Below are 19,217 nucleotides of genomic sequence, written 5' to 3'. Positions count from 1 at the left end.
CGCTCTGCCAGACTGCCGGGCATGGGTGAGCTGACGGTGCTGGGCAGCTGCGGCGGGTTTCCCGAGCCCGGGCGGGCGTGCGCGGGGTTCCTGTTGTCGCACAACGGGTTCCGCGTCGTCCTCGACCTCGGGTACGGCGCGGCGTCGCGCCTGTTCGCGCACGGGCTGCCCGACGCCGTGGTGGTGACGCACGAGCACCCCGACCACTGCGCGGACGTGAGCGCGCTCGGGCGGGCCTGGTACTACACGGTCCAGGCCGGCAGCGGATCGCCGCGGTTGCCGTTGTACTGCACGCCCGGCACGCTCCGGCGCTTGGCGGCGATGGAGCCGCGACCACACCCGTCGGAGCTGTTCGAGGTGCACGACCTCGGCGCACCGGCCGACATCGGACCGTTCCGGCTCACGACCCACGAGCTGCCGCACTACCTGCCGAACTTCGGCGTGCGGCTGACGACGCCCGGGCTCACGGTGGCCTACACCGGGGACACGGGACCGTCGCCGGCGCTGGCGGACCTCGGCCGCGACGCGGACCTGTTCATCTGCGACGCCACCCTCCGCACCCCACCGGCGGAGGGAGAGCCCCGCTTTCTGATGACCGCGGCGGAGGCGGGCCACTGGGCCGAGCGAGCCGGAGCCCGCCGGCTCATGCTGACCCACTTCTGGCCAGGCACCGACCGCGAGGCGGCGGCCGCCGAGGCACGCGCCGAGTTCGGCGGCGAGGTGCTGGTCGCGGACGAGGACCTGACCGTCGCGCTCTGACGGCTGCGCGGGTCGAGGCTGCCCGGGACGGCTTGCGGCCGCTCGGGCACAGCCAGGAGGCCCGCTCACCCAGCCGCTTCGGTCCCGCCGGACCCCGCCTCGCGTGCCGGTGTCGAGCCTGCACGCTGACGAGTGCTGCGATGGCGCCGCCGCCCCACGCCCTGGCCAAGCGCCGACGAGCCCTCACCTCGCACTCGGCAGGCCGGAGGAGTCTCGCCGCCGCGTTCGGACCCCCGTCCGAGCGCGGTCCCCGGGCTCCACTCCTCCAGCCCTCGTGCCCGCGGAACTCCCCCTGGAGACCCCGCGGACACCTCGCCTCAGCCCATGCCGCATTCAGTTGTCGTCCGTCCCCGGACGGTGCCGCACCTCCGTTCACCTGCGTCTTCCAGCTCGGAAAAGTTCTATCAGCCACCACCGACAAAAACCGCGCCTTGACGCCCGAAGCTACGACCATTAGCTTTAAAGCTATGCCAAGTAGCCAACCCGATGTCCCCTAGGGCGGGACTGACCACCGAAGCGGTGGTCACCCTGGCCCTCGAGATCGTCGACGAGTCCGGCGTCGAAGCGCTGACCCTCGCCAAGGTCGCGGAACGCGCTGGAGTAGCCGCGCCCTCGCTCTACAAGCACGTCAAAAACCTCGCCGACCTGCGGCGGCTCATCGACCTCAAAGTCGTCCGGGAAATGGCCGACGCACTGAGAACCGCCGGCACCGGACGCGAAGGCCCGGCGGCGGTGAGCGCCCTCGCCGACGCCTATCGCGCCTACCTGCTGCGCCACCCGCACCGCACCAACGCCCTGACGACCAACCCCGACGCATCGGACACCGAGCTCAGCCGGGCCACCCATGCCGTCGCCGAGGTCGTCTTCGCCGTGCTCAGGCCGTTCGGCTTCGACCACGTCCAGGCCGTCCACGCCACCCGCTGCATCCGCGCCGCCGTGCACGGGTTCGCCGGGCTCGAAGCGTCCGGCGGCTTCGGGCGGCCCGAAGACGTCGGCCGGAGCTTCGAAGTCCTCAAATCCATGCTCGTCCAAGGCCTCACGAACTACGCGGAGAAACCATGAGCTTCATCCTCGCCGTACTCCTCTTCACCGTCGGGCTCGGCGTGCTCGACGCCCGCTTCCCCTGGACGGAGGCCCGCAGATGATCGCCGGGCACTTCGGGCTCGCGGCCGCCGTCAAGGCGGGCCGGCCGGCCATCCCCGTGTGGACGCTCATGCTCGCCACCGCCTGGCTCGACGTCGTCTTCGTGCCGCTCTACCTCAGCGGCATCGAGACGGTCGACGGCGAGGGCTACGGCGGCGGCGTCATCCACGCCGTCTACACGCATTCGCTCGTCGGCGCGCTCGTCCTGGCCGCCCTCTTCGGAGCCGTCGCGGCCCACTGGCTCGGGCGCCAGGCCGGGCTCATCCTCGGCGGTGTCGTCTTCTCGCACTGGCTGCTCGACCTCGTCGTGCACCGCGCCGACCTGCCGATCCTGCCCGGCAACGCCGGCGACCTGCCGACGTTCGGCTTCGGGCTCTGGCGGCTGCCCGCGGTCTCGGCCGTCGTCGAGCTGCTGATGCTGGCCATCGGCATCGGCCTCTACTGGCGGGAGGCCGCGAAGCGCGACCCGAAGCGCGCCCGCACGCTGGGCCTGTCGGCCGCGGCCTTCGGCGTCATCACCCTCACGGCCGACCTGCTCGGCGTCTGAGGAGCGGGCTCAGCAGGCGGACCCGGCGACCGGTTCGGTGAACGCGGCGGCGACCCACTTGTCGTCGGCCACCTTCCGGAAGCCGTTCTGCACGCCCGGCAGCGCGTCGAACTGGGCGTCGCGCAGGTACTTGCCGACGACCTTCGCGTTGCCGTCGGCCGTCTCGCGGGCGTTGAGGACGTCCGCGGTCACGGTCACCTTGCAGCCGGTGGCCGAAGCTCCCGAAGCCTGCTTGTCCGTGTTCATCACGTAGACGATGACGACCAGGACGATGGCGCCCAAGATGAGCAGAGTCTTCTTCGACATGCCTTCCTCCAACCGCGTGCCCCGTCCCCCGCCAAGGGTAGGCAATCCTTTACCCGGACCGACAGCGCCGGACGCAGCAACCACCCGGAGGCGCCAGTGCCCATCCCCCACCGGTAACGCACCGTGTACGAAAAGAGCCCCCTTCCCGGCGAACCGGAAAGGGGGCTCCTTCGGCGGAACTCAGCCCTGGGCGATCTTCTTGGCCAGGTTGTCGTCCAGCGTCGCGAGGAACTCCTCGGTCGTCTGGAACGGCTGGTCCTTGCTGATCAGCAGCGCCAGGTCCTTCGTCATCTGACCGCTCTCGACGGTCTCGACGACGACCTCTTCGAGCTTGTTCGCGAAGCCGATCAGCTCCTGGTTGCCGTCCAGCTTGCCGCGGTGCTCGAGGCCCCGGGTCCAGGCGTAGATCGACGCGATCGGGTTCGTCGAGGTCGGCTTGCCCTGCTGGTGCTGGCGGTAGTGCCGGGTGACCGTGCCATGCGCGGCCTCGGCCTCGACGGTCTTGCCGTCCGGCGTGCGCAGCACCGACGTCATCAGGCCGAGCGAGCCGAAGCCCTGCGCGACCGTGTCGGACTGGACGTCACCGTCGTAGTTCTTGCACGCCCAGACGTAGCCGCCCTCCCACTTCATCGCCGCGGCGACCATGTCGTCGATCAGGCGGTGCTCGTAGGAGATGCCCTTGGCGTCGAAGTCGGCCTTGAACTCGTTCTGGAAGATCTCCTCGAACACGTCCTTGAACTGGCCGTCGTAGGCCTTGAGGATGGTGTTCTTGGTGGAGAGGTAGACCGGCAGGCCGCGGTCGAGGCCGTACTGCAGCGACGCGCGCGCGAAGTCCTCGATCGACTTCTTGAAGTTGTACATCCCCATGGCGACGCCGCCGCCCTCGGGGAACTTCGCGACCTCGAACTCCATCGGCTCGGAGCCGTCTTCCGGCGTGTAGCTGATGGTCAGCGTGCCCGGGCCGGGGACCTTGAAGTTGGTCGCCTTGTACTGGTCGCCGTGGGCGTGGCGGCCGATGATGATCGGCTTCGTCCACGTCGGCACCAGCCGCGGGATGTTCTGGATGACGATCGGCTCGCGGAAGATCACGCCGCCGAGGATGTTGCGGATCGTCCCGTTCGGGGACAGCCACATCTTCTTGAGGCCGAACTCTTCGACGCGGGCCTCGTCCGGGGTGATCGTGGCGCACTTGACGCCCACGCCGTGCCGCTTGATCGCGTTCGCGGAGTCGACCGTGACCTGGTCGTCGGTGCGGTCCCGCTCCTCGATGCCCAGGTCGTAGTAGTCCAGGTTCACGTCCAGGTACGGGTGGATCAGCTTGTCCTTGATGAACTGCCAGATGATGCGGGTCATCTCATCGCCGTCGAGTTCGACGACGGTGCCCTGGACCTTGATCTTGGCCATGAGCAGCGGTGCTCCTTCCGCGGATCTTCGCGTTCTTCTTCAATAAGTCTCGCCGGTAGCGGTACAAGCGTACTGCTTGATAGGGCCGACTGGGTCAAGCAGTGGCCGGTATCAAGTCTCCACCCGCCGAATGTGGTACGGCTCACCGGGCACGACCCGCCGTTCGGCCGATCCGACCGCTCGCCGAGCGAGCGTCGCGCTTCCGGGTGAACCAGGGCACGATGCCATCCGTGAACTCATCATGCGGGAGGTGACGGCCATGTCGACCCATCGGTACGGCGAATACGAAGACGATTACGAGGACTACGACGACACGACGGAAGCGCTCGACGAACGGCCGCGCCGCGGTGTCGCCCACCTGGTCAGCGCGCTGGGCGGGCTGCTGCTCACGCCGGTCGCACTGGGCCTGCTGAGCTGGGGCGGGCTGCGCCAGCAGCAGCTGATCCAGGCGACGCTGAGCACCAACCGCGACCCGCTGGGCATCGCGCTGCTGGCCGGCGGGGCGATCCTGCTGCTCGTCGTCGCGGCGCTCGGCGCGCTGTCGGCGGTCGGCCCGATCCTCGGCGGGCTGATCTACGGCGTGCTGCCCGGCGTCGCGGCGATGGCCGTGCCCGACTGGGGGTTCCGGCTGGTGAACCTCATGCCGAAGAGTGACATCGCGTACGGCGTGATGGACTTCCTCTTCATCGGCGGCTTGCTCGGCGTGGGGTTCCTGCTGGTCGGCAGCGGACTGGCCAACGCGCTGGTGCGGCGGCGCCGGGAGGCCTGAACCGCGCCGGTGGGATCATCGGCCGATGGGTTTGTTCACCGTCGCGGAGGCATGCGACGAACTGGCACGGCTGCGGCCGGTCCTCGACGAACTGGTGCGCGTCCGGGCCGACGCGGCCGAGCTCGCGGCGTCGCTGCGCCCGGGCGGGCGGGAGACCGAGCTGGGCGGGCTGCCCGAGTGGAAGGCCGCGCAGGCCCGGCTCGACGACCTGATGACGACGGTCCAGCGCACCGGCGCCGAGCTCAAGGGGTTCGCGCCGCTGCTGGTCGACTTCCCGGCCGAGCTCGACGGGACCGACGTGCTGCTGTGCTGGCTCGAGGGTGACCGCGAGCTGAGCTGGTACCACCGCGCCGACCTGGGCTTCGCCGGCCGCCGTCCGCTGAAAATCGCTGGTCGGCCCGGCTAGGTTGGGTCCGTGGACCACGACGCGAGGGCAGCCCTCTTCGACAGCACGGCCGAGCACTACGACGAAGACACCTTCCACGCCCGGGTCGCGGACGAGCTGGTCTCGCCGCTGCCACCCGAGCCGGACCTCGTGCTGGACGTCGCGACGGGGACGGGCTTCGCGGCGTACGCGGCGTTGCGGCTGAAGCCGTCTCGCGTGCTGGCTGTCGATCTCTCGCCGGCGATGCTGGCCCAGGCGACGGCGAAGGCGGCCGAGCTGGATCCGTCGGGGCTGATCACGTGGCAGGTCGGGCCGGCGGTGCCGATGCCTTCCCCGGACGGGTCGGCCGACGTCGTGCTGTGCGCGTCCTCGCTGCACTTCCTGGGGGCGGTCGCGTTCGCGGACTGGCGGCGGGTGCTGCGGCCGGGTGGCCGGCTGGCGTTCTCGGTCGTGTCGGGGGCGCGGTTCCGGCCTTCGGGGGCCTTCGCGGAGTTCGTGCCGAAGGACATCACGTTCCCGACCGACGACGCCGAGGCAGCGGCACTGGCCACGTCGGCCGGGTTCGTGGACGTTACGGCGCGGACTTTCACGTACCAGGGCCCGGACCGGGTCCGGAGCACGTTCGTGGTGCACGCGACGGCCCCGTGAACGTGCCGCCAGTGGTGCAGCTCAGGCCGTGAAGTGGACCTCCCCGCGGGTGGCCGGGCCGTCCGGGCTGCCGCAGCGCTGGATGAACGTCGCGTCCACTCCCGTCGCGTCGAGGCGGTCGATCGTGAAGTCCGCGTAGTCGTCGCCACACGCGAGGCCGCCCGTGTAGACGAAGATCCCTGGGGTGCTCAGTGCCGGGTCGCTCTGGCCGCGGAACCGCGCGCCCGTGTACGTCCCCGTGTGCAGGGTCTCGCCCGCCGGTGCGCTCAGCTCGACGTGCAGGTCCTTCAGCCCCGACTGGACGTCGATCTTCAGCACGCCGTTGTACTCCCAGACGGTGATCTCGTCGCCCGGCGCCGCGTAGTGGGCGCTGCCCTGCAGCGGTCCCGCGCCGGCTTCCGAGGTGTAGTCCACCGTCTGCAGCGGATCCGCCGAAGCGACCGGGACCAGCGCCCAGCCCAGCCCGGCCGCCGCCGACAGGACCACGCAGGCACGACGAAGTGAAGTCACGGAACCTCCCCATCCCGAGGCCGCCCGATGCGGCGTCATCGATCATGCTGCCAGCGCGACCGATGCCGGGGACAGGTCTCAACGGTGCAATGAAGCGCCCTTGAGGATCTTGTCCACCGCGTTCTTCGGGCCGTGCACCGCCAGCCCGGCCAGCGTCAGCTTCTCCCCCGGCACCGCGCGGACCGCCGCCCGGTTGTCGACGTCGTTGCCCGTGTGGAACAGCTCGTCGGTGAAAATGGAAATCCGCAGGCCGCGGCCCAGTGCGCGGGTGTGCGCCGCCGTCAGGACGGCCGCGGTGCCCGAGAACACCATCACCGGCTGGCCGAACATCGGCAGGTACTCGGTGTCGTCGGCGTCGCGGTACGGCTCGCCCATCAGCTCCGGCGTCACGTGGGCGATGCCGCTCACCAGGAACGCCGTGACGTTCAGCCGCTGCCAAGACGCCAGGTCGTCGCGGAGCAGGACGGCGATCTTCGTGTCGAAAGAACTCATGCCGGAAAGACTCGCCCGCCGGCCACCCGCGCGTCTTGTACGTTCTTGACATGGCGGACGTCGAAGCTTGGCGGCCGGCGGTCCCGGGGATCGCCGAGGTCTTCCACGCGCGCTTCATCACGCACGCCTACCCGCTGCACACCCACGACACGTGGACGCTGCTGATCGTCGACGACGGCGTCATCCGCTACGACCTCGACCGCCACCACCACGGCGCACTCGGGCCGGCCGTGACGCTGCTGCCGCCGAACGTCGCGCACGACGGGCGCGCCGCGACCAGCCACGGCTTCCGCAAGCGCGTGCTCTACCTGGAGACGTCGGTGCTGGGCGAGGACCTCATCGGCGCCGCGGTCGACCAGCCGAGCGTCGCCGACGGGCTGCTGCGCACCCGCATCCACCAGCTGCACGTGTCGCTGGCCGAGCCGGGCGATGCACTCGAGGCCGAAAGCCGCCTCGCGCTGGTCGCCGAGTGCCTCCACACCCACCTCGGCCGGCCGGCCGTGCACGAGCCGAAGCGCGGCCTCGCCGACGATCTGCGCGACCTCCTCGACGCGAGGCTGCCCGAAGCGCTGACGCTGGCCGAAGCGGCCGAGACGCTCGGCGCGCATCCGGCGCACCTCGTCCGCTGCTTCGGGGCGCGGTTCGGCCTGCCGCCGCACCGCTACCTGACGGGCCGCCGCGTCGACCGGGCGCGCCGGCTGCTGCTCGACGGCTCGCCGGCCGCCGAGGTCGCCGCCGTCGCCGGGTTCACCGACCAGGCCCACCTCACCCGGCACTTCAAGCGGTACCTGGGCACCACACCGTCGAGGTACTCGAAGGCTCGTTGACCTGCCCGCCGGTTGTGTCAAGATGGCCGCATGCTGCGCGAACTGCACCTGACCGGCGACCCGGCCGCCGACAAGCTGCTCAACGAGGACCCGTTCGCCCTGCTCGTCGGGATGCTCCTGGACCAGCAGAAGTCAACACTCTGGAAGTCACACCGTTGAGTGACACCGCCCGCCGCGGCAGTGGCCCGCGGTGCCTCCGTCCCAGGCCACTGGGCGTGACACGGACCCTCTAAGCAATCACGTCTCCTGTCAGGATGCCAACATGCTGCGCGAGCTCCACCTCACCGGCGACCCGGCCGCCGACAAGCTGCTCAACGACGACCCCTTCGCCCTGCTCACGGGCATGCTTCTAGATCAGCAATATCCCATGGAACACGCCTTCGCCGGCCCACGGAAGATCGCCGACCGCATGGACGGCTTCTCCCTCGCCAAGATCGCCGCCACCGACGTCAACACCTTCGTCGAGATGTGCGTCGTACCGCCCGCCATCCACCGCTACGGCGGCTCCATGGCCCGCCGCGTCCACGCACTCGCCCAGCACATCATCGAAAACTACGACGGCCGCACCGAAGGCATCTGGCTCGACGGCCGCCCCAAGCCCGACGGCCCGGAAGTTCTCAAGCGCCTGAAGGCCCTGCCGGGGTTCGGCGAGCAGAAGGCCAAGATCTTCCTCGCCCTGCTCGGCAAGCAACGCGGCGTCACCCCGAAGGGCTGGCGCGAAACCGCCGGCGCGTACGGCGACCGCGGCTCCCGGCGATCCATCGCCGACGTCACCAACAGCGAAACCCTCGCCGAGGTCCGTGTCTTCAAGAAGGCCGCCAAAGCCGCCGCGAAAGCTGACTGAAGTCGGCCAGCTGACGGACGTTCTGGGAAATAACCCGCTGCATGCAACTTCGGCGACAGTAGCCCCTCTACGACTGCGGTCGCTGAGAAGGCTCATCGCCTCCGATGTACTCGCTTGCGCATGGCTGGTGACTGACCGCTCAACAGGATCGGTACAGAAACGCAGCCGCCGTCACGCCGAGCAAGAGGTCGAACACACAGGCGGATATCGGCGAGGTGGCTGGCGGGCCACGTAAAAAGTGTCGGACCCCCAGGCTAAGCTTGCGGACCAAGTAGGAATCCCCGGTGCTCGTGCACACGGGGCGACGAGTACCGGGGTCCGTCCAGATTGGCGTCAGGAACGTACCGCGGGTCCACGAACGGGTGACAGATGGCCGCCCGAATTGTGACCTAGGTCTCTTCGCTGCGTGCGCTTGGGTACTCCACACGCAGCTGAGGGACCAGGTGAAACTGACAAACGCGCCACATCACAAACCGCCGGTCGATCGAAGAGTCGCGCAGGTTCGCCACCGAGCCGGATGTGACGTGCCTCGGCGACAAGAACCAGTCCAGCAAGGCCGCGCCTTTCCGGATTCTCTCCCTGCCCAGCCCGGCCGACAAGTCAGCCGCCTTCGACGAGGTCATCGACTGCTCGACCGGCAAACCCGCGAACGCAGGCGCGAGGCCGGGCGCGAGCAGGCCCCCATCGTCGCCGCGTCCTTCCTCCTCGAGTAGGCGGAAACCGACATGATCGCGGCGCGACTCGGAGCCGGAGTCATCTCCGATCTCGAGCTCACCGTGACCCGCGATTTCTGTCACGACACTCGCTACTGGAACATCCGGTGCAGCGAAAGGTCATGGTCGACCACCTATACAAGCTCGCTCGGCATGAACACAGCCGCGACCGCGGGCCTGGGCGAAGCGAGCACGGTCGCCAGCTTGAGCGCGGAGTTCGAGCTTGATCTCCTGCTCAACTTCGGCCCACGCGAGTCGCCCTACCTGTATCTCGAACAGTCGACCCGGCCCTGATGCGTCCCGACGATAGGAACCTCCGGTGAAGCACACAAACTACTTCGACGAGTTCCTCGCGAACACCGTCAACCTCAGCAAGTTCAACCTCGAAACGTTGGAAGAGCGGGTCGAGTCGATCTATAAGGCACTCAAGGCCGACCCCGACCTCGGCCCGCGGATCGTCAAGAAGATCCCGCAGGGCTCGTGGGCGCAGAAGACGATCATCAGTCCGCAGAACGGCAAGCCGTTTGACGCCGATTTCCTGCTGGAGATGCGAGAGGAAGCGGACTGGGCGGGTGACGTCAAGAAGTACATCTCGACCGTCTACAAGGTGATTCACAACCACTCCATCTACGGCAACATGCCGCACAACAAGAAGTGCCGGTGTGTGTATGTCGAGTACGCGAACAACGCGATGCACGTCGACATCGTCCCGTTCGTGGTCCTCGCCGACGGCACCCAGAACATCGTCAACAGGGACGACAACTGCTGGGAGCGCACCAATCCGGGAGGTTTCACTACGTGGATGCAGGAGAAAGACAAGATCACTGGCAGGAATCTCCGCAAGGTGATCCGCCTGGTGAAGTTCCTGCGTGACCACAAGAACTCCTTCACGGGAACGAAATCGATCCTGATCACCACCCTACTCGGCGAGCGAGTCGAGGAGTGGAAGAAGCTCGGCGATCCCGGCTACTACTCGGATGTGCCCACGGCGCTACTCCACCTCATGTCCGACCTGGACGAGTGGCTCCAAGCTCGCCCCTACAAGCCCTCCATCTCTGATCCCTCCGGATCCGGAGTGACCTTTGACCACAGGTGGTCCCAGGAGACTTACGCCTACTTCCGGGACCGTGTCCACGTTCACGCCGCGGAGATCAAAGAGGCGTACGACGAGACCAACGAGGAGTCGAGTGTCGCCAAGTGGCAGGCGCTCTTCGGCGACAAGTTCCAGGCGCCCGCCGCTTCGTCTTCCAGCAGCAAGTTCGGTGCTGCCGGTGCTGCCGGCGCCGGAGCTGGCGAGGTGTCCTGGTCGTCTGGCCGGTCGGGTCGCGCCGGTTGAACCGCCAGCGAAGGCCGCGGCGTTCCCGCTGGCAGCGGGTCGCGGTTGAGGAACTGCGCAAGGTGAGCTCAGCGCTGCCTGAGGACTTCGCTGTCAGCGGACGCCCTATGCTTCACTGGTCCGGCAATCTCCTCGTGCCGATCAGACTCAGAACATCGAACCTCGTTCACCATCCGGGTGGGCTGAAGCTGAACGACCACGAGGATTTCGTCCTGTGGATTGGGGAGACCGACTTCTCTCCGCCGCTGGTGGAAATCCAGCACGACAGGTTCGTCGGCTTTCCGCACGTGCTGCATGGCCGTCAGCTGTGCATCTACCTTGACACGGCACGAGAGTGGAACCCGCGGCTCGGAGTGAGCAGTGCCGTAGACCGTCTCTACGACTGGTTGAAAGACGCAGCAGCCAACCGCTTCGATCCGAATACGTCACTGTTCCACGCGGTCGGAGGAGTTCCCTATGGCTCCCGCAGACTGCCTACGGTCGTCGTCCGACACGACTGCCCAATGATTCGGGCGCAGTCGGGCTACCTCGTCAAGCGCACCGACCACCGGCTGGACCTCCACCTCGAGCGCACGCAGTCAGAGCAGGTGCAGATACCGGTCATCAGCTTGATGATGCCGCTGCCTCTGGGGATCGGGCACACGTTCACCGAGGTGCTCGCGCGGCTCGACGATCCTTTCGCGGACTCCTGGCTGGGCACCTATGCGAAGCACCCGCCGCAGTCGCCGGTCTTCCTCACCGCGCTCGCGGCCAGTGCATCTCGGATGCCCGAAGGCAGCCCGCAGATGTTCGTGCTCACCGTCCCGCATCCGGCCGGCGGGCCCCCACACGTACTGGTCGGGATGATTCCTGGCGACGCCGCGGACCGGCTGCGGCACCATGTGCGGAGCCGTCGGACGCCTCTGATCGCTGTCAAGAAAAGGACCTTTGACCTCGAGACCCCGGTGGAGTGGTGCCCCGTGTCCGACGAACGAAGCGCTGTCACCACCCGCCGCGACAGCGCTAGTCCCGTGAACGCGTTCCATGGCAAGACGGTGCATGTATGGGGCTGCGGCGGTCTCGGCTCGTGGATCGCCGAGTTCCTCACGCGTGCCGGAGTACAGCGACTCGTACTGTGCGATCCAGGCACGATCACGGGTGGCCTCCTGGTCCGGCAGAACTTCACCGAACTCGACGTCGGCAATGGGAAGGCGGAGGCCCTACGAGAACGCATTCTCACGATCCGCGACGACATCGAGGTGGACGCCCACTCCGGAATCTTCCCCGAAGACTTGCCAGCGACGTTCGCCACCGCTCACGTCGTGATCGATGCGACGGTCTCCCTCCGGATCGGTCAACTCCTCGACCAGATGGCGTCGCCGGCAGCTCGACCGTTGATCGCTCAAGTCGCCACCGACGTCAAAACCGGCACGCTGGGCGTCCTCAGCGTCAGCGCTTCCGGAAGCTCGCTGGGTGCCAACGAAATCGACCGTCGGGTCGGGATGGTAGTCAAAGCGGATGGAGAGCTCGAACCTTTCCACACGTTCTGGACGGAGGTGCGAGACGTCGACGAACTCGTCCCGACCCGCGGCTGCTCCGTGCCAACGTTTCACGGATCGGCGGCAGACATGGCTGCGGTCGCCGCGTCCCTCACGAGTCTGCTGGCGAACCACGTCTCGGCGGCGGTACCAGTCTCGGGGACGCATCTGATCGCCCTCCCGCACTCCCAGGTCGGCCCCTGCCACAGGTTTATCCGGCCCGACTCAACATCGCAGGGACGCGGACTTGCTGACACTTCCATTGAATCAGGTACGGCGAGCTGTGACCGTCGGCCGGTCAAGCTGAGCAGCGTGAGATGCCGCGAAGAAATCTACTATTCAAGGGGAAGGCTGAGATGGCGGTCAACGAAAGCGAGAAGCGCAAACTGTGGGTGCGTGCGGGCGGCAGATGCACGCTGTGCAAGACGTACTTGCTCGAGGGAAGCCTCACCTACAAGGAGGTCTTCGTCGGCGAAGCCGCACACATCGTCGGGCAGAAAGAGTCGACGACTTCCGCCCGCGGCATTGATCCGCTTCCCAGCGAGGATCGCGACCTGGCTGAAAACCTCGCTCTCGCCTGCGCGTCCTGCCACACCGAGATCGACAAACTCCTGGTCGCGGAGCTTATCAATAAAGAGTTTCTCCGGCAGCGCAAACAGGAACACGAAGACGAGATCCGCCACCAGACCTCGCTAACACAGTCCCGACGTACTGTCATCCTCCGGATGGCCGGCGACATTCGTGGCGACCGGATGGAGCTACCGAAGGACACCGCGGTGGAGGCCGTCATCAGGTCCGGAGGTCGATTCCCGGTCTTCCCCGAAGCTTATGATCAGAAGAGCGTCGAGATCGACCTGCGCGGCATCGACGGTGAGGAGGATGCCAGCGGAACGTACTACGAGGCAGCCGCCACAAAGATCAACAACGCTATCGATTGGCGCGTCCACCCAGGGGTCCTGTCCGGGGACATCCAGCACATGAGCGTTCTCGCCATCGCGAGACTGCCGCTACTGGTGTATCTGGGCACGAAGCTCGACGACGGCGTCCCAACTGACGTGTACCAGCGTCAACGCTCCACCCAGAACTGGGTCTGGTCTGACAATGATCCTGGCACGACCTTCGACCTTACCCACCCCCGTGACGGGGCCAGCATCGATGACGCGGTACTCGTCACGAATCTCTCCGGAACCACCCCACTCAACGAACTGCCCTCACGGCTCGACGCGGCAGCGGTCTTCCAAATGGATCCCCACCCTGGCCCAGCCGAAGACCTTTTCGCCCACCCTGCCGTGCTCGCCAGGTTCGAGGCTGCGGTCCGGGACTTCTTCACCTCCCTCGAAAGCACCCACAAGCACCTCAAGCGCGTTCACCTCATCGGCGCGATGCCCGTTTCGCCTGCAGTGGCACTCGGGCGGATCCTCAAGAGCACGGGCCTGCGCCCGGCCGTGGTCACCTACGACCGGACAGCCAACGGCTATGTCCAGGCGCTGGAGGTCTGATGGACTTCGAAGCACACTTCCAAGGGTTCCTAATTTCCGCCGTCAATCTCAAGCCATGGAAGCTTGACCTGCTCGACACGAGGGTTGGCGCGATCACGAACGCGTTCCAGGCTGACGCCGAAGTCGGATCGACGTATAAGGAACACAGCCCACAGGGATCCTGGGCACAACAGACCATCATCAACCCAGTCGATGCCTTCGACGAGTTCGACGCCGACATTCTCCTTCACCTCGAGCAGGACGACGACTGCAACGACAATCCCAAGAAGTACCTGCAGCGAGTTCGAGCGGCATACAAACGCCATACCACTTACAAGTCAATGGTCCTGCGCAAAAACCGGTGCGTCCGCATCGAGTACGCCAACGACTGCCACGTGGACGTTGTCCCCGCCATCACGCTCGCGGACGGCCGGCAGCTGATCATCAACTACGCCGAGAACGCCTTCGAGGAGACGAACCCAGTCGGTTTCGCTGACTGGATGAAGGAACGCGACGACATTACCGGTGGCAACCTGCGCAGGGTCATCCGCCTGTTCAAGTGGTTGCGTGACTACAAGAACACGTTCAGCTGCCCCTCGATCATCCTGACGGTGATGCTCGGCAATCGGGTGCGGTACTGGGACAGCGATACCCGCTACGCCGACATCCCCACCACCTTGGTTCACCTGCTTGAAGACCTCGTTACATGGCTCGACGGACACGTCGCCATGCCACTACTCGACGACCCCAGCTGTCCCGGCACCAACTTCAACCACCGATGGAAAGACCCCGCCAAGTACGAGACGTTCAAGAAGAAGGCCGCAGACTACGCGACTTGGGCACGCGAGGCCTACGAACTGCAGGAGGACGACGACCAAGCCGCCCTAGCTGCGTGGCAGAAGCTGTTCGGGCCCGAGTTCGCAGCAGACGAAGTCAAGAATGCTCGCTCGCAGGTCATTGCCCATAAAGCGCTACTCGCATCTCCCATGCCGCGCGAAGCGTCCAGCAACGTTCAGAGCAGGGACGTGGCTCCGCACGAGGAGTTCATCCAACACAGGTTCAGCTCGGTGACTTTACGTTATGACGCACGGATCGACGCCGTTGTCCTAGGAAGCTATCCCAAGAACTTGCGGCGAATGCGTGTCGTCCCCCGCCATCGCGATCTCCGCTTCCATCTCGTCATGGACGCTCCCGAGCCGTATGAGGTGCTGTGGAAGGTTCGCAACCACGGTGCGGAGGCGTCACGGGTCCCCGGTGAGTTACGCGGTCAGATCCGGCGCGGAGGAAACGAGGGTCGAAACATGCACCGCGAGTCGACACGTTACCGGGGCACTCACTACGTCGAGGCGTACGTGGTGAAAAACGGCGTAGTGGTCGCGAGCGATCATCACGACGTGAAGATCATCTGATTGCAGGTTTCGCCCTTCGATGCACTCGCGCGCGGCCAAGTCGACCGACGCCTCGCCCGCCGGCCGTCACCGACGTCGTGACCCGCAACACGCGCGACGGTCGAAGAACGATGTTGATGTGCTCACTTTTCGCGGAACGTCGAGAACATCGAATCAGTGCGTTGAGGATGATCCACCGGAGTCGGAGCCACCGGCACTTGTGCGGGCGAGATGCTGTCGGGTTCCGGTTCCCGGTCGAAGTACTCCCGGGCGCGGTCGTACTCCTCCTCGAGACCGTGGTCCTCCGTCTCCAGATAGGCCAGGATCTCGTCGAGTGTCTCCTCGTCGATGTCTGCTTCGTGATCCGGATCGGCCCACTTCTGCAGTTCTGCGATGGCCAGTTCGTGCTTCCGGTCTTCGACCTGATGCTCTGCCACTTCCGCCAGTTCGGGGCTCAACTGCAGGAGGTCGTCCAGGATCGCCAGCAGCCGCTGGAGATCCTCCCAGCCGTAGATCTCGGACATCGCGGCCGAGAAGGTCCATTCCGCGAGCTTCCTGGCATGGAGACGCCACTCCGGCACGGATGACGCCGCAACATCGCCCGTCAGCTGGTAGAGCGTGCTCGCGCTGGTGTGCGAGTCGTCCCCGAGCTCCGCGAGGAACACATCACCGATCGACGCGAGCTCGGCGGACTCACCTGTTTTCCCGAGCGCGACGATGAACTCCACTTCGGCCGCTGCGTTGTCGTAGCGGTATTCGCCGAGGAGCGCCCCCGATTCCTGTATCCGGACGATCGCATCATGAAACCGGTGGACCCGGTCGACGACCGCGGTGCGCAGAGCGGGCCGATTCGACCGAGTGGCCGCCGTCCAAACGGTGACGAGCTGGTCCAGGTACACCGCCGAACCGCACAGTGCTTCGATGAGCTCCGGATGCCTGGCCAAATGACCGTGGAGGAAGTCGACGATCGAAGGGTTGCTGAACTCAACCCGGCCGCCCCGCCCTTCCCCGAACTTCGCAATGACAGGTTCGAGACGGCGCAGTGACCGGCGAAACCTGCGGTCGGCGTCGGACGTCGCACTCAGCCCGGCGTGCGCGCGCCAGGCATCGCGCAGCAGGTCGTGGTCCGCAGAGCGGTTGGCCGTGTAGAGCGTGAGCACTAGGGCCAGCGCATCCGCGTCGAGTACGTCTTCGATGAGCCTTTCCCACAGGTGGGCCGGATTCTCGAAGTTCTGCAGAATGGCAGCCGCGACGTTCCCGGATTCATCCGGCGGGAACTCGACGATCTCGGCGATCGCGTGTTCCAGCAGCCGCGGGCTGTAGTTGCGGTGGTGGATGATCGACCTGTACACGGCCTGCTCCGCCAGTTGGGCACGTTGGCCCGGATCCAGGTCGGAGAAATAGACGTGGTTGTAGAAGATCTCCGCCCGGATGTCCGAGGTCAAGGCCGCCGCATCGACGGTGCACTCGTAGGGGTCGAGGCCGCGGGCGTCCAAGCGCTCGTGGTGTTCCCGCGCTTGCTTGACGAGATAGTTCCGACTGGTGAGGACCAGGCGCTTGGTCGGTGAGTTCTTCATCATGCGCAACAGCCGGGGCAGCTCTTGGTTCGCCAGCCGGGCCGCACCTTCGTCCAGCGTCGTCTGGCCGATCAAGTCGTCGACGAAGAAGATCTGCTTTTCGTCGTCGTCCCACATGCGGTGAACGTCGTCCAGCCGGTTGGTGGCTTCGACGATCGTGAAGCCTTCGGCTTGGTGGTCAGCCAGGAGAACGTGGGCCAGCGTGGTCTTGCCTACGCCGGGCGGACCAGCGATGAGACAGCTGTGCTGTTCGTCGAGCAATCGCCGGGCATGGTCCCGGCCGGGATGAGGGGCGAAGCGCCGCAAGCTCTCGTCTATGTCGAGCGCGAGAGCCCGGGATCGGAGCAGGATGTCCCGGTTCAGCAGCGAACCGAGCACGGCGGTGCTGGCGAGCCAGAGCCGGATGTGCCGGCGCACGATCTCAGGGTGTTTCCGAAGCAAGGCCGCGACCTCGGACGCCCCGTAGATGTCCCCGGGAGAACGCACGAAATCCGAAAAGATCTCGGCGATCTCATCCTTCGCGCTGACAGTGAGATCCACGGTCGTGGCGACGAGATAGCGATCCGGCGCGAGGCGTTTGACCTTGGGAAGCTCCGCCTTCCGAAGGTGTCTGATCAGGGCCTTGCTACCGGACTTCATCCAGTGTTTGCACTGAATGACCGTTTTGCGCCCCGAGGCTGGAGCGATGTACCTGAGGTCGATCCCACCATCGCGGCCAGGGGCGAACACTTCGAGTGGGCGATCGAGGACGATCTCGAAGAGGTCCTTACAGAGCTCCTCGAAGTCGAAGTCGGTCAAGCGGCCGAGGTCGTACCCATCCACTCTCGAACTCTACCTGTGTAGTCCAACGGCTCCCGTCGTCTGTTCGGCGACTGGCAAGCGACCTCAGAGAGGGCCGCGGACGCCGAGAACGATTCTGTCGGCGACGCCTACGGGCTTCAGACCAGGATCAAGCACCTGACCGGTCTCGTTCAACGCAAGCGCTCCACCGACGCTGCACCTGCCCGGTCACAGCAAGCCCCACACAAGGCCACCACCGCCAGCTCACGGCACGGCACAGTTCAGCTCTCCAACTACGAAAAGTGGCGGCCTGAAGACTTTAGGTGACATTTCCCCTTCGTCCTCGACCAGCAGTACCCGATGGAGCACGCCTTCGCCGGCCCGCGGAAGATCGCCGACCGGATGGACGGCTTCGCGCTGGCGAAGATCGCCGCGACCGACGTGGAGACGTTCGTCGAGATGTGCGTCGTGCCGCCGGCCATCCACCGCTACGGCGGCTCGATGGCCCGCCGCGTCCACGCGCTCGCCCAGCACATCATCGAGAACTACGACGGCCGGACCGAGGGCATCTGGCTCGACGGCCGCCCGAAGCCCGACGGCCCGGAAGTCCTGAAGCGGCTGCGGGCGCTGCCCGGGTTCGGCGAGCAAAAGGCGAAGATCTTCCTCGCCCTGCTGGGCAAGCAGCGCGGCGTCCAGCCGAAGGGCTGGCGCGAGGCGGCCGGGTCGTACGGCGACCGCGGCTCACGCCGGTCGATCGCCGACGTCACCAGCGCCGAGACGCTCGGCGAGGTCCGCGCGTTCAAGAAGGCCGCCAAGGCCGCGGCCAAGACGGGCTGACGCACCCGGACGTCCACTCGGGACCGTTGTCGATGTCCGAAGTGGACTCGACCTGCTCACAGCAGCCCGGCGAGTTTGTACAGCACCAGACTCCCCGCCACCGCGACGTTCAGGCTCGCACCGGTGCCCACCATCGGGATTTCGACGACGGTGTCGAGCAGGTCGAGCGCCTCGGGCGGGATGCCGGTCTGCTCGTGGCCGAGCACGGCGATCGTGCGCCCGCGGGCGGCGGGGAGATCCGCCAGCCGCACCGATTCCTCCGCCAGTTCGACGCCGACGACCCGCGTGCCCGCCGCGCGCTCGCGGGCCAGCCAGCCCGGTGGGTCGTGCACCCAGTGCACGCATGCCGGGCGCCGCAACGTGTTTCCGCGTCTCAACGCCTCGGGCACCCACGGGAACCGCGGCACCGCCAGGCACGCGCCGACGGCGTCACAGGTGCGCAGGAGCGTGCCGAGATTCGCGCCGTGCAACGGCCAGAGCGGGGCGGCCACCAGGTGACCCCAACAGGAATGTGCGGTGGTGCGCCGGGACTTCCGCAGCTCGCGTGGCGTGCGGACCCGGATCGCGGGGCTCACCGGCGCCGAGGCGCGGCGCCTCCGATTTCGCTGTTCATACCGGGATTCTAACCCGTTCGCCGGGACCGCGGAACGATCCGCGCTCCTACTCTGGACCCGGAGGTGCAGTCATGCACGCAGGAGTGGGAGACGAAATCCAGGTACACGGCCGTACCGTCGGCTCGGCGGAACAGCGCGGCGAAATCCTCGAGGTCCGCGGGCCCGACGGCGCCCCGCCCTACCTGGTGCGGTTCGCCGACGGGCACGAAGCCCTCGTCTACCCGGGCCCGGACTGCGAAGTCCAGGCCCACGCCGACTAGGGCGTGTCCGGTAAGTGATCTGGCCACGGTGATCGCGGGCAAAGCGTATTCGCATCCCTCGGCCCGTCAGGCGATGCGGACCC

Annotated in this window: 21 protein-coding genes and 2 pseudogenes; 16 read left to right on the top strand and 7 right to left on the bottom strand. The window is 66.7% G+C overall.

Annotation, left to right across the window (positions count from 1 at the left end; genetic code table 11):
* Window positions 1-21 precede the first annotated feature (21 nt).
* From QSK39_RS36960 to QSK39_RS36950, 3 genes are all read left to right on the top strand, one after another.
* Window positions 22-759, top strand: a complete 738-nt coding sequence (locus tag QSK39_RS36960; protein WP_285482458.1) for an MBL fold metallo-hydrolase — start codon at window positions 22-24, stop codon at window positions 757-759.
* Between the two features lie 486 nt (window positions 760-1,245).
* Window positions 1,246-1,821, top strand: a complete 576-nt coding sequence (locus QSK39_RS36955; protein WP_285482457.1) for a TetR/AcrR family transcriptional regulator — start codon at window positions 1,246-1,248, stop codon at window positions 1,819-1,821.
* A gap of 79 nt (window positions 1,822-1,900) precedes the next feature.
* On the top strand, window positions 1,901-2,449 hold the full coding sequence (locus QSK39_RS36950) for a permease (protein ID WP_285482456.1): 549 nt from the start codon (window positions 1,901-1,903) through the stop codon (window positions 2,447-2,449).
* A 9-nt stretch (window positions 2,450-2,458) separates the two neighbouring features.
* On the opposite strand, the gene QSK39_RS36945 is transcribed toward QSK39_RS36950, so the two are convergent.
* Together QSK39_RS36945 and QSK39_RS36940 are read right to left on the bottom strand one after the other, a co-directional pair.
* Window positions 2,459-2,755 carry an SH3 domain-containing protein gene (locus tag QSK39_RS36945; RefSeq protein WP_284745521.1) on the bottom strand — a complete coding sequence of 99 codons (297 nt, stop codon included), beginning with the start codon at window positions 2,753-2,755 and terminating at the stop codon, window positions 2,459-2,461.
* Between the two features lie 180 nt (window positions 2,756-2,935).
* The gene (locus QSK39_RS36940) at window positions 2,936-4,159 is read right to left on the bottom strand and encodes an NADP-dependent isocitrate dehydrogenase (protein WP_285482455.1); all 1,224 of its coding nucleotides are present in this window, start codon (window positions 4,157-4,159) and stop codon (window positions 2,936-2,938) included.
* 259 nt (window positions 4,160-4,418) lie between these two features.
* On the opposite strand from QSK39_RS36940, the gene QSK39_RS36935 reads away from it, so the two are divergent.
* From QSK39_RS36935 to QSK39_RS36925, 3 genes are read left to right on the top strand one after another with little or no spacing between them, the layout of a single operon-like run.
* A complete protein-coding gene (locus tag QSK39_RS36935) occupies window positions 4,419-4,928 on the top strand; it encodes a hypothetical protein (protein WP_285482454.1) in 510 nt (169 codons plus the stop codon).
* 25 nt (window positions 4,929-4,953) lie between these two features.
* Window positions 4,954-5,334 (top strand): DUF2203 domain-containing protein, encoded by a 381-nt coding sequence (locus QSK39_RS36930; protein WP_284745518.1) that lies wholly within the window; start codon window positions 4,954-4,956, stop codon window positions 5,332-5,334.
* Window positions 5,335-5,343: 9 nt separating this feature from the next.
* Complete coding sequence (locus QSK39_RS36925; protein WP_285482453.1) at window positions 5,344-5,961, top strand: class I SAM-dependent methyltransferase; 618 nt, start codon at window positions 5,344-5,346, stop codon at window positions 5,959-5,961.
* 21 nt (window positions 5,962-5,982) lie between these two features.
* Here QSK39_RS36925 and QSK39_RS36920 read toward each other — a convergent pair whose 3' ends face one another.
* The gene (locus tag QSK39_RS36920; protein WP_285482452.1) at window positions 5,983-6,471 is read right to left on the bottom strand and encodes a hypothetical protein; all 489 of its coding nucleotides are present in this window, start codon (window positions 6,469-6,471) and stop codon (window positions 5,983-5,985) included.
* 78 nt (window positions 6,472-6,549) lie between these two features.
* The gene (locus QSK39_RS36915) at window positions 6,550-6,963 is read right to left on the bottom strand and encodes a DUF2000 domain-containing protein (RefSeq protein WP_285482451.1); all 414 of its coding nucleotides are present in this window, start codon (window positions 6,961-6,963) and stop codon (window positions 6,550-6,552) included.
* A 50-nt stretch (window positions 6,964-7,013) separates the two neighbouring features.
* Between QSK39_RS36915 and QSK39_RS36910 the strand changes: the two genes are divergently transcribed.
* The 3 genes and pseudogenes from QSK39_RS36910 to QSK39_RS36900 all read left to right on the top strand — a co-directional run bounded on the left by QSK39_RS36910 (window position 7,014) and on the right by QSK39_RS36900 (window position 8,634).
* Window positions 7,014-7,790 carry a helix-turn-helix transcriptional regulator gene (locus QSK39_RS36910; protein ID WP_285482450.1) on the top strand — a complete coding sequence of 259 codons (777 nt, stop codon included), beginning with the start codon at window positions 7,014-7,016 and terminating at the stop codon, window positions 7,788-7,790.
* 30 nt (window positions 7,791-7,820) lie between these two features.
* A pseudogene (locus QSK39_RS36905) lies at window positions 7,821-7,919 on the top strand (HhH-GPD-type base excision DNA repair protein); the annotation flags it as partial.
* 133 nt (window positions 7,920-8,052) lie between these two features.
* Window positions 8,053-8,634 carry an HhH-GPD-type base excision DNA repair protein gene (locus QSK39_RS36900; protein WP_285482449.1) on the top strand — a complete coding sequence of 194 codons (582 nt, stop codon included), beginning with the start codon at window positions 8,053-8,055 and terminating at the stop codon, window positions 8,632-8,634.
* A gap of 389 nt (window positions 8,635-9,023) precedes the next feature.
* Here QSK39_RS36900 and QSK39_RS36895 read toward each other — a convergent pair whose 3' ends face one another.
* On the bottom strand, window positions 9,024-9,431 hold the full coding sequence (locus tag QSK39_RS36895; protein WP_285482448.1) for a hypothetical protein: 408 nt from the start codon (window positions 9,429-9,431) through the stop codon (window positions 9,024-9,026).
* A gap of 69 nt (window positions 9,432-9,500) precedes the next feature.
* On the opposite strand from QSK39_RS36895, the gene QSK39_RS36890 reads away from it, so the two are divergent.
* From QSK39_RS36890 to QSK39_RS36870, 5 genes are all read left to right on the top strand, one after another.
* Window positions 9,501-9,641, top strand: a complete 141-nt coding sequence (locus tag QSK39_RS36890; RefSeq protein WP_285482447.1) for a hypothetical protein — start codon at window positions 9,501-9,503, stop codon at window positions 9,639-9,641.
* A gap of 25 nt (window positions 9,642-9,666) precedes the next feature.
* A complete protein-coding gene (locus tag QSK39_RS36885) occupies window positions 9,667-10,683 on the top strand; it encodes an SMODS domain-containing nucleotidyltransferase (protein WP_285482446.1) in 1,017 nt (338 codons plus the stop codon).
* Window positions 10,684-10,745: 62 nt separating this feature from the next.
* Window positions 10,746-12,896, top strand: coding sequence for a ThiF family adenylyltransferase (locus tag QSK39_RS36880; protein ID WP_285482445.1), 2,151 nt, complete (start codon window positions 10,746-10,748; stop codon window positions 12,894-12,896).
* Between the two features lie 29 nt (window positions 12,897-12,925).
* Window positions 12,926-13,699 (top strand): SAVED domain-containing protein, encoded by a 774-nt coding sequence (locus QSK39_RS36875; protein ID WP_285482444.1) that lies wholly within the window; start codon window positions 12,926-12,928, stop codon window positions 13,697-13,699.
* Window positions 13,699-15,087, top strand: a complete 1,389-nt coding sequence (locus QSK39_RS36870) for a nucleotide-binding domain-containing protein (RefSeq protein ID WP_285482443.1) — start codon at window positions 13,699-13,701, stop codon at window positions 15,085-15,087. Before QSK39_RS36875 ends, QSK39_RS36870 begins: the two co-directional genes overlap by 1 nt.
* Before the next feature lie 122 nt (window positions 15,088-15,209).
* Here QSK39_RS36870 and QSK39_RS36865 read toward each other — a convergent pair whose 3' ends face one another.
* Window positions 15,210-17,465: an ATP-binding protein gene (locus tag QSK39_RS36865; RefSeq protein ID WP_285482442.1), complete on the bottom strand. Its 2,256-nt coding sequence runs from the start codon at window positions 17,463-17,465 to the stop codon at window positions 15,210-15,212.
* A gap of 297 nt (window positions 17,466-17,762) precedes the next feature.
* Here QSK39_RS36865 and QSK39_RS36860 point away from each other — a divergent pair.
* A pseudogene (locus QSK39_RS36860) lies at window positions 17,763-18,260 on the top strand (HhH-GPD-type base excision DNA repair protein); the annotation flags it as partial.
* A gap of 56 nt (window positions 18,261-18,316) precedes the next feature.
* Here the strand turns inward: QSK39_RS36860 and QSK39_RS36855 are convergent.
* A complete protein-coding gene (locus tag QSK39_RS36855) occupies window positions 18,317-18,751 on the bottom strand; it encodes a TrmH family RNA methyltransferase (RefSeq protein WP_285482441.1) in 435 nt (144 codons plus the stop codon).
* A 194-nt stretch (window positions 18,752-18,945) separates the two neighbouring features.
* On the opposite strand from QSK39_RS36855, the gene QSK39_RS36850 reads away from it, so the two are divergent.
* Complete coding sequence (locus tag QSK39_RS36850; protein ID WP_284745509.1) at window positions 18,946-19,134, top strand: DUF1918 domain-containing protein; 189 nt, start codon at window positions 18,946-18,948, stop codon at window positions 19,132-19,134.
* Window positions 19,135-19,217: the final 83 nt, after the last annotated feature.

The organism is Amycolatopsis sp. NBRC 101858 (genome assembly GCF_030269325.1).
Classification (GTDB): Bacteria; Actinomycetota; Actinomycetes; order Mycobacteriales; family Pseudonocardiaceae; genus Amycolatopsis; species Amycolatopsis ponsaeliensis.
The sequence above is the reverse complement of the archived record's forward strand: the minus strand, read 5'-3'. Positions and strand labels throughout refer to the sequence as shown.